The 12,987-nt window shown below is 60.9% G+C and carries 12 protein-coding genes and 1 pseudogene; 5 read left to right on the top strand and 8 right to left on the bottom strand.

The genetic code is table 11. The features are described 5' to 3' along the window. Window positions 1–246: 246 nt before the first annotated feature. Window positions 247–489, top strand: coding sequence for a hypothetical protein (locus tag ACVW0R_RS09820; RefSeq protein ID WP_041438020.1), 243 nt, complete (start codon window positions 247–249; stop codon window positions 487–489). Between the two features lie 107 nt (window positions 490–596). On the opposite strand, the gene ACVW0R_RS09815 is transcribed toward ACVW0R_RS09820, so the two are convergent. The 3 genes from ACVW0R_RS09815 to ACVW0R_RS09805 all read right to left on the bottom strand — a co-directional run bounded on the left by ACVW0R_RS09815 (window position 597) and on the right by ACVW0R_RS09805 (window position 3,143). Beyond that, window positions 597–1,133, bottom strand: coding sequence for a fasciclin domain-containing protein (locus ACVW0R_RS09815; RefSeq protein ID WP_011429001.1), 537 nt, complete (start codon window positions 1,131–1,133; stop codon window positions 597–599). 353 nt (window positions 1,134–1,486) lie between these two features. After that, window positions 1,487–1,708: a DUF3134 family protein gene (locus tag ACVW0R_RS09810; RefSeq protein ID WP_011429000.1), complete on the bottom strand. Its 222-nt coding sequence runs from the start codon at window positions 1,706–1,708 to the stop codon at window positions 1,487–1,489. 97 nt (window positions 1,709–1,805) lie between these two features. Next, window positions 1,806–3,143 carry a UDP-N-acetylmuramoyl-tripeptide--D-alanyl-D-alanine ligase gene (locus tag ACVW0R_RS09805; protein WP_457501997.1) on the bottom strand — a complete coding sequence of 446 codons (1,338 nt, stop codon included), beginning with the start codon at window positions 3,141–3,143 and terminating at the stop codon, window positions 1,806–1,808. A gap of 369 nt (window positions 3,144–3,512) precedes the next feature. Between ACVW0R_RS09805 and ACVW0R_RS09800 the strand changes: the two genes are divergently transcribed. Continuing rightward, window positions 3,513–5,345: an FAD-dependent oxidoreductase gene (locus tag ACVW0R_RS09800; RefSeq protein ID WP_457502003.1), complete on the top strand. Its 1,833-nt coding sequence runs from the start codon at window positions 3,513–3,515 to the stop codon at window positions 5,343–5,345. A gap of 38 nt (window positions 5,346–5,383) precedes the next feature. Here ACVW0R_RS09800 and secF read toward each other — a convergent pair whose 3' ends face one another. Together secF and secD are read right to left on the bottom strand one after the other, a co-directional pair. Continuing rightward, window positions 5,384–6,379, bottom strand: coding sequence for a protein translocase subunit SecF (gene secF, locus ACVW0R_RS09795; RefSeq protein ID WP_011428997.1), 996 nt, complete (start codon window positions 6,377–6,379; stop codon window positions 5,384–5,386). Beyond that, a complete protein-coding gene (gene secD, locus ACVW0R_RS09790; RefSeq protein ID WP_457501996.1) occupies window positions 6,376–7,722 on the bottom strand; it encodes a protein translocase subunit SecD in 1,347 nt (448 codons plus the stop codon). Before secD ends, secF begins: the two co-directional genes overlap by 4 nt. A 360-nt stretch (window positions 7,723–8,082) precedes the next feature. On the opposite strand from secD, the gene ACVW0R_RS09785 reads away from it, so the two are divergent. Continuing rightward, window positions 8,083–8,928 carry a hypothetical protein gene (locus tag ACVW0R_RS09785; RefSeq protein ID WP_011428995.1) on the top strand — a complete coding sequence of 282 codons (846 nt, stop codon included), beginning with the start codon at window positions 8,083–8,085 and terminating at the stop codon, window positions 8,926–8,928. 6 nt (window positions 8,929–8,934) lie between these two features. On the opposite strand, the gene chlP is transcribed toward ACVW0R_RS09785, so the two are convergent. Continuing rightward, a complete protein-coding gene (gene chlP / locus ACVW0R_RS09780; RefSeq protein WP_099884389.1) occupies window positions 8,935–10,155 on the bottom strand; it encodes a geranylgeranyl reductase in 1,221 nt (406 codons plus the stop codon). Between the two features lie 228 nt (window positions 10,156–10,383). Between chlP and ACVW0R_RS09775 the strand changes: the two are divergent. Further along, window positions 10,384–10,745: pseudogene (locus tag ACVW0R_RS09775) on the top strand (YccF domain-containing protein). A gap of 184 nt (window positions 10,746–10,929) precedes the next feature. Then, window positions 10,930–11,070, top strand: coding sequence for a hypothetical protein (locus ACVW0R_RS09770; protein WP_168173324.1), 141 nt, complete (start codon window positions 10,930–10,932; stop codon window positions 11,068–11,070). 20 nt (window positions 11,071–11,090) lie between these two features. On the opposite strand, the gene ACVW0R_RS09765 is transcribed toward ACVW0R_RS09770, so the two are convergent. Together ACVW0R_RS09765 and ACVW0R_RS09760 are read right to left on the bottom strand one after the other, a co-directional pair. Beyond that, on the bottom strand, window positions 11,091–11,981 hold the full coding sequence (locus ACVW0R_RS09765) for a DUF4335 domain-containing protein (protein ID WP_457501995.1): 891 nt from the start codon (window positions 11,979–11,981) through the stop codon (window positions 11,091–11,093). Between the two features lie 39 nt (window positions 11,982–12,020). Beyond that, the gene (locus ACVW0R_RS09760) at window positions 12,021–12,662 is read right to left on the bottom strand and encodes a DUF3038 domain-containing protein (protein WP_457501994.1); all 642 of its coding nucleotides are present in this window, start codon (window positions 12,660–12,662) and stop codon (window positions 12,021–12,023) included. Between the last annotated feature and the right edge of the window lie 325 nt (window positions 12,663–12,987).

Genomic DNA, 12,987 nt, shown 5'->3' with positions numbered 1-12,987 from the left:
AGTAATCTATAGCCATCCCCAATCGCAGGGGAACCACTTGCTTTGGCCTTCCTTCGCCTTTCCTCTCTTTTTGGGAGGGGAGCTGTGGGCCGGGGAGGCGCCCGGGAAACTGCCTCAAGTCGGTTGGTCGCGCCGCAACTCCAGATTTCCTGGCGGGGGCAAGGGTTGGCCAGGCCTCTCCGATGGGGGAATAATGTTCATGAGAACGCCCCTTATCGACCTTCGCTGCACCCAATAGGAGCACCCATGGCCAGAAAACCCGATGGATACCTTGTCCACATCATGCTCGAAGGTGGACAAACCATGCAGGTACGGGTCAAGGAAGCTAGAGAATACACAGAGCTGATCAACCAACTGATGGTGGGTGGGGACGAGTTCATCACATTGCCCAAGCAAATGGACAACGAGTACATGATCGTGCGTCCGCAGCGGGTGTCCGGCGTGTCGGTGGAGGCGATCTACACTTCCAGCGTCGGCATCGACCTGTAGAGCTCAAGGCCAGGGTCGCCGGGCTGGGTTGCAACGCAAAGCCCACACCCCTGAGGGCAGGGGCCGGACTAGACCCCCCTGGGATCTAGAGCCTTAGCACCGACAAGTTAGCTTTGCGGGGGCAGGATCACCTTGTCGATGACGTGGATGACGCCGTTAGAGGCCTCAATGTCTGCTTGCGTCACTTTGGCATCGTTGACCTTGACTCCGTCGCTCAAGGAGATCTTCACAGAAGATCCTTCGACCGTCGTCACTTCACCTTCCTTTAGATCGCTGGAGAGGACTTTGCCGGGCACCACATGGTAGGTGAGAATCCGGGTCAATTTCTCGCGGTTTTCCGGCTGCAGCAGCTCCTCTAGAGTGCCTTGCGGCAGCGCCGCAAAAGCTTCATCGGTGGGAGCGAAAACGGTGAAGGGGCCTTCCCCGGAGAGCACCTTCACCAAGTCGGCAGCTTCCAAGGCTTGGATCAAGGTGGTGAAAGAGCCGGCCTCGGCAGCAACATCTACTATGGTTTTGCTGGCAGGGGCAGCGGTTTTCACGCTTTCAGAAGTCGCGCCGTGGCTGCCGGCAATGACCGCAGGGGCTGCAACCAACGTGGTGGCCGAGGCAACAGCCAAGGAGAGAGCGAAGAGATTGCGAATCATGCAATGTAACCCTCCGTGAAGAGTAGGTTCACATTTCTATGTGACGGACGGGATAGAGCTCGGGTTCCTCAAAATCGCAAAAAGTCCCCGAAAAAGATATTTCTACTACCCCAAAATACCTTTTTGACAAGGCTTACAAGGCTACTCTCCGCTGAGGTTAGATTTGCAACAATCATCGCGGGATGGCGGTGAACCATCCAAAACACGCCCGATGAGGATCCCTTGAGGCTGAGGGATCGTTACGTTTGTTTACATTGTTTGTTCAAGTTAGCGTTCCATTGGCATCGCCAAAGTGGGCACCTCTGCGGTGCTGGGCAGAGGGGTAAACGAGTTGGCGATCTCAGCAGGCATGCCTACTCTTCTTCCGCCTCGAAGTCTTCGTCGTAGTCGTCCCCGATCAAATCGTCGATGTCGTCGATGTCTTCTTCCAAAACAGCTTCAGGGACTTCAAGAGGCTGCTCGATCAGCCGGCCTTCCTGGCGCAACCAGTCGAGGATAGAAATGCTACCGGGCAGGGGCAGCACTACTGGAGGCTGATCGCGAGGTTCTTCCCGCAGAGAAGGGTTGTGGTACATGCTGTCCAGAAGAAGTGCAGCTGTGAAGAAGGTGTGGGCAAGCTTCGGGTCGATGGCCTCGATAGGGCGCCACTTATCGACTGTCCTTTAGCTTAGCTTATCCCTGCCAAGCCTGCAAAAAGCGGTGCAGCACCCGCTCCAGCTCGACGGCTCGCGCCGCCTTAAACAGCAGTCGATCCCCTGCCCGCACCTGCTGCTGCAAACCCTCCACTAAGGCAGAAGCTTCCTCAAAGCGTTCAACCTCGGCGGCTGGCTTTTCGTCAACCAGTGGCTGCATCTCCCCGTCGGGATCCAAAAGCCAGACCCGCTCCAGTCTCAAGGAGGCAGCCGCCCGACCCACCTCTGCGTAGAGCTGTGGGGCATGCTCTCCCAGTTCCCGCATTGGGCCGAGGATGGCCCAGCGCCGTTTTCCCGCAGTCTGAGCCAGCAGGTGCAAAGCCGCGATCATCGCTTCCGGCGAGGCGTTGTAGGTCTCATCCCAAATCTCCACGTCCCCAGCCAGCTTGAGATGGCGATTGCGCCCCTCCAGAGGCAGCGGTAGGTCAAGGGGCTCTTGCAGGCGCTCCCAATTCAGACCCAAGCTGCGCACAGCCGCCAGCACCCCCATCCAGTTAAGGGCGTGATGCCTTCCTGGCAGGGGCACCGGCAAGGTCAAGCCCTCCACGGTTACGGTTTGGGCTTGGGGATCCCATTCTCCTTGCAAGTCCCCTTGGGCGAGGCCATAGGTGAGGGTTTTTCCCGACCACAGGCTGGCGGCAGTGGCCAACAGCAAGGGATCCTCACCATTGAGCACAGCTATCCCCTGCCCCAACTCCTGCAGCAGCTCACACTTGGCAGCAGCAATGGCCTCGCGGGATCCCAGCCTGCCGATGTGGGCGGTGCCGATGTGGGTAATCAAGGCATGGGTGGGGCGAGCCATCTGTGCAAGGCGGCGAATCTCACCAGGGCCGCGCATGGCCATCTCCAGAACGGCAAACTGGTGTTCTGGTTGTAGCCGCAGCAGCGTTTGCGCCACCCCAATGTCGTTGTTGTGGTTGGCCTCGCTTTTGAGAACGCTGCCGTAGCGCGAAAGAGCAGCCGCCAGCATTTCCTTGGTGGTGGTTTTGCCTGCTGAGCCGGTGATGGCCACTACCGGGATGGAAAATTGCTCCCGCCAGGCTCTGGCAATGCGCTGATAGGCAGTCAAGGTATCGGGAACCTGGAAGTGGGGACCCTCCACCGGCCGCTGGCTGATGACAGCAACGGCCCCCTTGCTCAGGGCTTGCGGAATAAAATCGTGCCCGTCGAAGCGTTCTCCCCGCAGCGCCACAAAAACGGATCCTGGCTGCAACCGGCGGCTGTCGGTGCAGAGGGCCTGAACCGGCAACCCCAAGAGGTGGGGATCTCCCTGCAAAGGGGCTTGCAGCAGGTCGGCCACAGTTTGCAAGGTCAGCATGGAGCAGCAGTCGGAGACCGGCTATCGCGTAGGATACCAACAAAAGCCCAATCCAACGCCAGGCAACGACCCAGCCCTTGCCATCCAGGGCTCAACGGTTGCCTATGCCCGATTTCACCTGCTTGGATCCCCTTGTCCGGCACTTCCATCTGGGGGATCCGGAGCCACCCGCAGCCATTCAAGGGGGCCTTATTCATCAGCTATTCTCAAGAGGGGTTCTCCCGCTAGCATTGCGGAAGAAAGCTTGGGGTGTGAGGCAAAACTAAGGTGAAGACGGCCGGTAAGGGGATCCCAGCGGCGCGGCAGCAACTCAGGCGCAAACAAGCTCTGGGGCTGGGGATCCTGTCGCTGCTGGGCTTTGTGGCGGGGATGGGGTTTGCCGCCCTCTCCCAGCCGGAAGGGGGATCGCCCGTCGCCGCTCCAGAGCCGGAGGTGCCCCGTTTTACGGCCCACGGCTGGCCGCTGCTGGATCCCCTGCCCCAGCCGGACGAGATCTGGGAGTGCGAGCTGGTGGTGGTGGGCGGATCCCTGGGGGGCGTGGCGGCGGCAGGCCAGGCCATGCGGGGGGGCGTGCAAACCTGTCTCATCGAGCTCACCCCTTGGCTGGGGGGCCAGATCACCTCCCAGGGGGTATCAGCCATCGACGAGTCGCTCCCCATGCGGCAGCGGGGCAATTTTTCCCGCCACTGGCTGGAGTTTAAGGCCCTCATCGAAAGCCAGCCGGTGCATCTGCCCGCCTGGACAGGGATCCCGCCGGGAACCCGTGTCTCCAAAATCAACAGTTGCTGGGTAGGGGGGCTGTGTTTTCCGCCCCAGGCTGGTTTGCAGGCGGTGGAAACCTGGCTGCAACAGGCCGCCCGCAGCGCCCCCCACAGTCGCTGGGCCACCCAGACCGCTTTTAAGGGGGCCACCTTCAGCGCCGACGGCTCCCGCCTCGAGAGCATCTACGCGGTGCAGCGGCAGCCGCGGGATCCCGATTTTGTGCCGCCGGGGCGGCTGTGGCGGGAATTGGTGAGCTGGTATAGCTGGCAGGAGACGGAAGTCTTTGCCAAGCGGGTGCTGCGGCTGCAGGCGCCGCCGGGCCGCCCCTTGTTCGTGATCGACGCCACCGACACCGGCGAGCTGGTGGGCTGGGCCGGGATCCCCTACCGGCTGGGCTCAGAAGGGCGAGATCTAACCGGGGAGCCCAACGCCGCCCCGGCCAGCAACCCGGAGTGCACCCAGGCTTTCACTTTTCCCTTCGTGCTGGCCATCCACGACGACGGCGGGCGCTCCCGCGCCGAGCTGGCCCAGTTGCAGCCGGGCTACTCCCGCGCCGAGCACCGCCGCCAGTTCGACCTGGAGGGGTTTCCCACCTTCAGCGGCCAGAGCTTTTTCAACTACCGCCGCATCGTCAGCAAAGGCCGCACGGATCCCTTTTACGGCACCCCGCTTCCCGGCGATCTCACCCTGGTGAACTGGAACCGCGGCAACGACTGGGGGATCATGAACCCACCCCTAATCCTAACGGAAGAGCGGCTGCTGGCCTCAGGGCAGCGCCACAACTGGCTGGGGGGGCTGGATGTCTCGGCCATCAAAGATGGGGAGAACCACGCCCTGCTGTTTGCCGAATGGCTGATGGAAACCCAGTCCCGCGCCGGCTATCCCCTCTCCTTGCTGTTTGGCGAAGAGTCTTTGCTGGGCACCCGCTCCGGCCTCAGCCTCTACCCCTACATCCGGGAGGGGCGGCGTATCCTGGGGCGGGCCGCCTACGGCCAGGCGGAATTCCTGATGCTGGAGCAGGATATTCGCGTCGGCGCCAGCGGGGGACGGGACTTTAGCCCCACAGCAGTTGGGATCACCCACTACGCCATCGACATGCACGGCTGTCGCTACCGCAACTGGGAGCCTTCCCGGTCGGCCAGCTCGGCGCCGGTCAACGAGTTTTCCGTCCGCCCCATCGTCATCCCCCTAGAGGCCCTGATCCCCCAGAAGGTGGATAACCTGCTCATCGGCGGCAAGGGGATCGCCGCCAGCCACATTGTCAACGCCGCCACCCGCACCCATTACGGCGAGTGGACCATTGGCTCGGCAGCGGGGCTGACCGTGGCTTGGCTCCGCAGCCAGGATCCCGGCTTGACCCCAGCCCAGATCGTGCCCCAGGGCAAAATGGCCGATTTGCAGCGCTACCTGGTTGCCTACGGCCAGCGACTGCACTGGTAGGCCGTTGCCGCCGCTTTACCCCTGGGCTAGGGAAGATCCTACCCCTCTGCGCCGGAAGGCAGGGGATTGGGATCCCTGTTGGCGCCATAGCGCCGCTGCCGCCACCACACCAGCAGGGGGCTGGCGATGAAGATGCTGGAATAAACCCCCAAGCTGAAGCCGATGAGCAAAGCAATGGCAAACCCCTTCAGGGTGGCTCCCCCAAAAATGGCAATGGCCACCAGGGGCAGCATCGTCGTCAGGGTGGTGTTCAAAGAGCGGGCAAAAGTCTGGTTCAACGACAGGTTCACCACCTCGGCAAAGCTGACCTTGCGGCTGACCAGACGCAGATTTTCCCGGATGCGGTCGTAGATAACCACTGTGTCGTTGACGGAAAAGCCAATGATGGTTAGCAGCGCCACCAAAAACAGGCTGTCCACCTCCATGCCCACCGTCAGGCCCAAAAGGGCAAACAGACCTGTTGTCAGCACCACATCGTGCAGCAAGGCCACAATGGCAAACACTGCGTAATCCCACTGGAAGCGCAGGGCCAGATACACCACAATGAGCCCAAAGGAGATGAGCACGGCCACAAGGCCGGAGCGCAAGAGCAGACGCCCCACCGTCGGGCCTACCGTCTCCACCAGCTTGCGCTCAAAAGGGCCTATCTGTTGCCGCAGCGTGGCTTCTACCGCCAGGCGCTCCTGCTCCGTCAAAGGGGGCATGCGGATCAGGGCTTCTTGGCCCGTCTGGGTGTCCAGTTGGATGATGCTGGTTCCCAGGTCATGTTCCTGCAGAGCCCGCCGCAGCTCGTCGGTGGTGACAGGCTGCTCAAAACGCAGATCCAACAAGGTGCCGCCGGCAAAATCCAGCCCCAGCCGCAGGGGGGTTCCCAGAGAGGCCAGGGAAAAAGCCATGCTGACCAGCCCCACCAGCAACACTGCCAGAGACAAGCTAAACCACAGCCTGCTGCGACCCACGATGTCGAAGCGGTAGTCAAGCGACCGCCGGGATCCCACCGCCGGATCGGTGGGGGATAGCTCTTGAGCTGTCATGATTGAGCCGCCTCCATGCGAACGCCGTAAAACTCAGGTTTGCGCAGGGCGGGGATCCCCATTGCCGCCAAAAGCAGCGTGCGGGTGCAGGTGATGGCCGTGAAAAAGCTCACCAAAATGCCAATGGCCAGGGTTACCGCAAAGCCTTTCACCAGCCCCATCCCCAGCCAGAAAAGTACGCCACAGACCAAAAGGGTGGTGACATTGCTGTCGAGGATGCTGCTGAAGGCGCGGTTAAACCCTTCCGAGATGGACTTGTAGATGGACTTGCCGGCCTGCAGCTCCTCTTTGATGCGCTCGAAAATCAGCACATTGGCATCCACCGCCATGCCGATGCTGAGGATGAAGCCGGCGATCCCGGGCAGGGTCATGGTCACCCCCAGCAGTTGGAACAGAGCAAACGTACAGAGGGCGTAGATGAGGAGGGCGATATCGGCAACAAGCCCCGGCAGGCGGTAGTAGGCCACCATGAAGACGAAAACCAGCACCAGGCCGGCAATGCCAGCATAGAGGCTGCGGCGCACGCTCTCTTCCCCCAACGTGGCCCCGACGGTGCGGTTTTCAATGACGCGAATGGGAACGGGAAGCGCCCCCGCCTTGAGCTTCACCGCCAGATCGGTGGCGGTTTCCACTGTGAAATTGCCCGTGATCACCGCCGTCCCGCCGGTAATGCCGGTGCGGGCAAACTCCGGCCCCACAATTGGCGCGCTGATCAGCACGTCGTCCAGAAAAATGCCAATCGGGCGCCCTGTTCCGGCCAACTCGCGGGTGAGCTGAGTAAACTTCTCTGCCCCTGCCGGCTTAAACTCCAGCAACACTTCCCAAGTCTGGGATCCGCGGCGGGGGGCTTGGGGATAGGCGTTGCGCAGCAGATCGCCGGTGAGGCCGACCCGTTCAAACAGGGCGTCGGGATCCTCCCCCGCCGTTATCTCTCCCCGCTCGTTGCGGGGCAGGGCACTGACCGGCACCAGGCCCTTGCGAAACTCCAACCGGGCCGTATCGCCCAAAAGAGCAATGGCCCGATCGGGATCTGCCACCCCCGGCAGCTGCACGAACAGGCGATCTTGGCCGCTGATCTGCACCAGAGGCTCGGCCACCCCCAGGCCGTTGATCCGCTGCTGGATCACCGCCTCTACCCCCTGCATCACCTCAGAGGTAATCTCAGGCACCTCTTCCGTGGGCAAAGCCTGCAGGGTGAGCTGCGTCCCCCCTTTGAGGTCAAGGCCAAGACGAACTTCGCGGCTGAAGCCCAAGTAGACGAGAGCAACCACCACCGCCAAGATAAAGATCAGCCCTCGCAGAACAGCGAGGCGACTGAGCCACAAAGCTGGAGATCTGGCCATACTGCTGAAAGGGTGAGGAACACGGGCGCACTCGATCCGAGGCTTTCAGGATTTTGGCACCTTTTGATCCTATCGCACACGGGATCCCTCACCTGACAAGTCGGAAAACGGCAGCGGCAGGAGCGTCCAAGTAGGGTCTCTGGGGAGCTGCTGCAGAGACAACCGCGAGTTTCTCAGAAGATGGGCGCTCGGCTGCCGAGCCGAGTAAGGAGAAGGTTGAAAGCCGTTAAACCAACGCTGTCTCCTCTTGGTTTGTGCTAGCCCTGGGGCTAGGCTATTGCCATCTCGGGGCAGCAGGCAACATCTGGGTGCGGTTTGGCTCTACCCCGACATCTGCGAGTTCAAGGAGGGAAAGTTGAGGTGAATTGGAGACGGACTTACTATCTCCCTGGATTGCTCTCGGCCCTAGCTTTATGGGGATCCCCCGCCTGGGCCGGAGAGTATTTCACCGAGGAAGTGACCAGCCCTAGCCTGGAGATCATCCACGGCTGGCGGCAGGAAGTGGACGGCATTAACGTCACCATCACCAACACCAGCCTGGGATCTTTTCGGGTGCCGCTGGAAATCGATATGGAGGATCGAACTAGCTGTGAGCGAGCCGACTTAGTGCTGACGAACAATCGCGTTATGCCAATGGGATCCTTTCAAGACTGCATTCTCAACATCTTTCCCTACTTGGATAAATTCATCAACCAAGAAGTCGCCAGCATTCGGGTCGCCCTCAAAGGGCCGGCCCCCCTCCTGGAGATCCCCCTGGAAGAGTCGGATCGGCTGATCTTGGCCCAGGTGGCCAACCAATCGCGGGAAGCCTTTGTCTTCTTTCAGCAGGAGCTGGCCCGCGTCTTGGCGCTCTTGAAGCAGCCCGATCCCGGCCAGGCCGAGACGGCCCCACCGACGGCCAGCCCAACGCCGACTGCTGCCGCCGAATCTGCACCCAACCCGGGAGATTTCGTGATCGTGGGCTCGATTCAGGAAGAACGGGTGGGGGCTGGCAGCCGCCTGAGCGTAGAGGCGATCAACCGCAGCACCCGCACCGTCCTCAACGCTCGTGCTCGCTTCACGTTCTACCGGGGAGAGGAGGTGGTGGAGACGCGGGTGGTCGCGTTTGAACCCAGCGACGTGCCGCCGGGACAACGCGCCTCTGCTAGGGTTCTGAAAACCGATGCCAATTGGGATCGGGTCACCGTCACCTTCCAGTGGCAGTAGGGATCCCTAAGGTGCCAGGGCGTTCCCTCGCAGCAGGCTGCCTAGAGTCTTAACCGTGATCTTGAACTGCACCCAAGGGTTCATGGGCACCACCGTCTTGTAGAGGTAGCTGTCAAAGGTCATCCGCTGCACATCCCGGTCAGCGCACATCTCCACAAAGGCCTCGCGGGTGGCGTTGGAACGGTAGAACACCCGTTGCAAAATGTCCAAAACCTTGTAGGTTAGGCCGTATTGGCGATCCCAGCGCTTGAGGTACAGCTTGAGATCTTCTTCGCTGGGGATGCGCTTCCCGCCCTCGGAGGTCTCGACGATGGTCTCGGCGCACATGCGGCCCGACTTGGCGGCAAAATAGATCCCCTCGCCGCTGGACTTGGTTACATAGCCTGCCGCATCTCCCACCAGGGCTGCCCGACCCACCACACGGCGCGGACGCGGATGCTCTGGGATCGGATGGGCTTCCACCTTGATCACCTGGCCGCCCCGAATCCGCTCGGCAGCGCGGGCGCGGATCCCGGCCTGCAACTTTTGGATCTGGGCTTGGTTGGCCTTCATGGTGCCGGTGCCCACCGCCACGTGGTCGCACTTGGGGAACACCCAGGCATAGAAGTCCGGAGAAACATCGTCCCCCACGTACATCTCTGCCCGCTCCTCGTAGTAGGCCATTTTGTCGTCCGGGAGCCGAATCCGCTCCTGAAAGGCCAGAGCATAGTTGTAGTCGCCGGCACCGATGGCTTCTGCCACCTTGGAGTGAAAGCCATCTGCCCCGATCACCAGATCCACCGCCAGCGAACGGGGTACTCCCCGATTTGAGCCGTCGGAAAAATCGCTGTAGTGCAGGATGTAGGGATCCCGGCCATTTTGGGGGATTTCCAGATGCATCACCTTGCCGTGGATCAGCTCCGCCCCTTTTTGGCGAGCGCGGTTGCGCAAGAAGGCATCCAGGATCTCGCGGCGGCACATGCCGATATACTCATTTTCCTTTTCGAGGGCGATATCCACCTCGTAGTTGGAAGGGGAGATCATCTTCATCTTGCGCACTTTGCGGTCGATAATCTCCTCAGGGAGGTCGAACTCTGAGACCATGCAGAGGGGAATAGCGCCCCCGCAGGGCTTGGCGTTGTCTAGCTTCCGCTCAAACAAAAAGGTCTCGATTCCGGCTTGGGCTAGAACTTCGGCGGCAGAGGCTCCGGCTGGGCCACCCCCAACAACAGCAACTCTCAGGCTCAAGGCGCTCTCCTCGCTGCAAGTAGATCGGCTCGTCAGACAGCAGGCATCCTACCACAGCTCCCCAAAAGCGTTGCAAACCTTGACGAAGTATTGCAGTTCGGCGAGGCTCAAGGGAACGTGCTTTGGCGATGGGAACAATAAAAAGGGGTCCGCCCCGTCTGCTTGTCCAGGGGGCGGGGAGCGGAAACCTGCCCTGCAGTCCGGGCTCAGCGCTAGAGGTTCTGAATCATGAGCTTAATTGGCAACATCATTTGGCTGATCTTCGGGGGGTTGCTGACCAGTCTGGGCTATATCTTGGGGGGGCTAAGCCTTTGCCTGACCATCATCGGCATTCCTTTTGGCTGGCAGAGCATCAAACTGGGGTTTGCAGTGCTTGCCCCCTTCGGCAAAGAAGTGGTGGAGTTGCCAACAGCCCGCTGCTGCTGATCTTCAACGTGATCTGGCTGTTGCTCTTCGGCTGGCCCCTGGTGCTCAACCACCTCTTCTGGGCTGTGATCCTGGCCGTCACCGTCGTTGGGATCCCCTTTGCCAAACAGCACCTGAAGCTGGTCATCCTGTCTTTGTTGCCTTTTGGCCGGGATCTGCGCTGAAAGAGGGCAAAGTGGGGATCCCTGCAGATTAAGATCACTGCCAAACTCTACCGCGACGGCAAGGGGAGAGGGCGAGCGGCCAGCCGTTGACTGTGATTTGGATCGCCTTCGAACCTCTCATCCGGTCACCAAGACACGGGCGGAAAAGCGAGAGATTGAACTCATCGCAGATGGGGAGAAAACCATGCGCAGCATCTGGCTCGCGGGGGTAGTCGCTGCTTTGGCTCTGCTGGCGGCTATGTCTTTGGCTCAATCGGATCCCCAGGAAGAGTGGCTGCACGGCGAGCAGTGTGGCACAGAGGGGCCGGTCATCTGTCTGGAGTGACGTTCTCCTCAGCCCGGATTTCAGAGGGGCTCTATCTGGGTCACTTCTACCCGGCTCTCTGGCCCTAGGCTGATGCGGAACTGTTTGGCACCCGTCGGCAAGGGATCCGGCGGCAACTCCGGCAGGTCGGCAAGAGGAGTTTCGGCGCGGCGTTCCCGGGCCAGCTCATTCTCCGGCTCGGCAGCCAGCAGGGATCCCGCCGCATCCACCGTTACTCGATAGATCAAGCTCTCCTGCAAATCGGGAGGAGACTGCCATTGCTGGGCCAGGGTGTTTTGCAGCCGCAGCAGAGGATCTCCAGAGGCTTCCGGCGCGGTGAGCTGCTCCTGGGCCGAGTTGAAAGCAGTGGGAGCCCTCTTCTCCGGGGTGCGGCTGGCCCAGATCCCGACCCCGGCCACCAGGGCGATCCCTCCCACCAGCAGGGCAGCGCTCCCGGCAGGCTGTCGATACCAAGCCCGCGTTACCGGCGTTCCCAGGCTGGCCAGTTGGGGAATGTCATCGGCCACCTGAGAGAGGTTCTCCAACAGGTCGTACAACTGGGTCATCGACAGATCCACTTGGGCAATCTGATTCTCCCCTTGGCGCACCGTGAGGCGATGAAAAATAAAATCCAGCGGACGGATGGCCACAGTACCGCTGAAGGTTCCCTTGGGCGCGCCGCTGAGCTGGGATCCGACGTAGCGGTCGATCACCGCGATCAAATCGCTGAGCCAAACACTGTCCCCCTGCAGAGTTTTGGTGGTCTCCCCCTGGCGAATTTCCAACTGACACTCGAAGTTCTGCTGGATGGCTCGCAGGGGCGGCGTTGAGGAACCCTCGGCAGCTTCGGGCAGGCCAGGTGCCTCTCCCCGCACCGTGAGGGTCGAGGTGGGCTGTTGATAGGTATGACTGATAAGGGTGAGACTGGGCATGGCAACTGGCGGGCAAACAACACAAGCAAGGAGCCTATTTCAGGAAGAGGGCAAAGCATCCGATCCGGAGCTATGGGCTACCTCCCCTTCTTCGTCGCTGCCGGCGGGCAGATCCATCTCAGGGCGGTTGAGCAGGGCTTTCCATAGACGCTGGGCCCCTCTTGGGCTGCTGTAAAACATCAGCTCGATCAAGATGCGCAGAGCCAGCTCGGCGAGGCTGTTCTCGTCACGCACATCCCCATCCACCATGCGGCTGCGGTAGTGGGAGATAAACTCATCTAGATAGTCGCCCACCAGTGGCTGACGGAAAGGGCTGAGCTCCTGTTCAACAGCAGCTTCCAGTTGCTCCAAGGTGCTGCGGATACGGGCCTGCTTCTGAGCAGCCAGATGAGCAATCACCAGCACCAGGGCGCGCGCCTCTTCGATATCGACTTCTTTTCGCCCACCGCTGCTGCGGCGCAGAGGGTTGGCGTTGCGCAGCCGCCAGAGAGCCACCCGATCGCCGATCTGCTTTTCCAAGTTCAGGGCTTTGGCTGCAGCCAGAACCGCCTCGGAAATTTCTCCGCTCAGGGACTCCAGCCCCAGCAACAGCAAATCCAACTGGGCTTTGATGGTTCCGGTAGCTGTGGTGAGGCCGGCGGGCCGAGGGTCTAGCTGAGTCTGCTTAGGTTCCACCGTCACGCTGTCAATGGGAGCTTTTTGCTTTGATAGGACTCTATGATCTCCTGTCTGGGGCAAACCTGCAACCGGATCCCTCCTGCGCTTGATTCTGACCCTTGCCAAGGGCTTGGATGACGACATCCGGCAGGCGCTGGGCATTGTCCCGCTCTTTCTCGCTTCTTGAGAGTTCCCCAACCAGATTAGAAGTCAGACCGAGTTGTTCTGGGTCAGTTGTTGTTTTTGCAACGAACCCATCAGAACCTCCGGGGTACTCCCGCCACAGCGCAGCTTGGCGGGATGGGGGATAGGCGGTGAGACGAAGGGGTTCAATGCCCCTGAGTCTCAC

The sequence above is a fragment of the Thermostichus sp. MS-CIW-15 genome (genome assembly GCF_054060575.1).
The sequence above is the reverse complement of the archived record's forward strand: the minus strand, read 5'-3'. Positions and strand labels throughout refer to the sequence as shown.

What these genes read in the sequence shown, in the direction of transcription:
- ACVW0R_RS09820 (WP_041438020.1), top strand. Translation starts at nt 247, where the DNA reads ATGGCCAGAAAACCCGATGGATACCTTGTCCACATCATGCTCGAAGGT.
- ACVW0R_RS09815 (WP_011429001.1), bottom strand. Translation starts at nt 1,133, where the DNA reads ATGATTCGCAATCTCTTCGCTCTCTCCTTGGCTGTTGCCTCGGCCACC.
- ACVW0R_RS09810 (WP_011429000.1), bottom strand. Translation starts at nt 1,708, where the DNA reads ATGTACCACAACCCTTCTCTGCGGGAAGAACCTCGCGATCAGCCTCCA.
- ACVW0R_RS09805 (WP_457501997.1), bottom strand. Translation starts at nt 3,143, where the DNA reads ATGCTGACCTTGCAAACTGTGGCCGACCTGCTGCAAGCCCCTTTGCAG.
- ACVW0R_RS09800 (WP_457502003.1), top strand. Translation starts at nt 3,513, where the DNA reads ATGGGGTTTGCCGCCCTCTCCCAGCCGGAAGGGGGATCGCCCGTCGCC.
- secF (WP_011428997.1), bottom strand. Translation starts at nt 6,379, where the DNA reads ATGACAGCTCAAGAGCTATCCCCCACCGATCCGGCGGTGGGATCCCGG.
- secD (WP_457501996.1), bottom strand. Translation starts at nt 7,722, where the DNA reads ATGGCCAGATCTCCAGCTTTGTGGCTCAGTCGCCTCGCTGTTCTGCGA.
- ACVW0R_RS09770 (WP_168173324.1), top strand. Translation starts at nt 10,930, where the DNA reads ATGCGCAGCATCTGGCTCGCGGGGGTAGTCGCTGCTTTGGCTCTGCTG.
- ACVW0R_RS09765 (WP_457501995.1), bottom strand. Translation starts at nt 11,981, where the DNA reads ATGCCCAGTCTCACCCTTATCAGTCATACCTATCAACAGCCCACCTCG.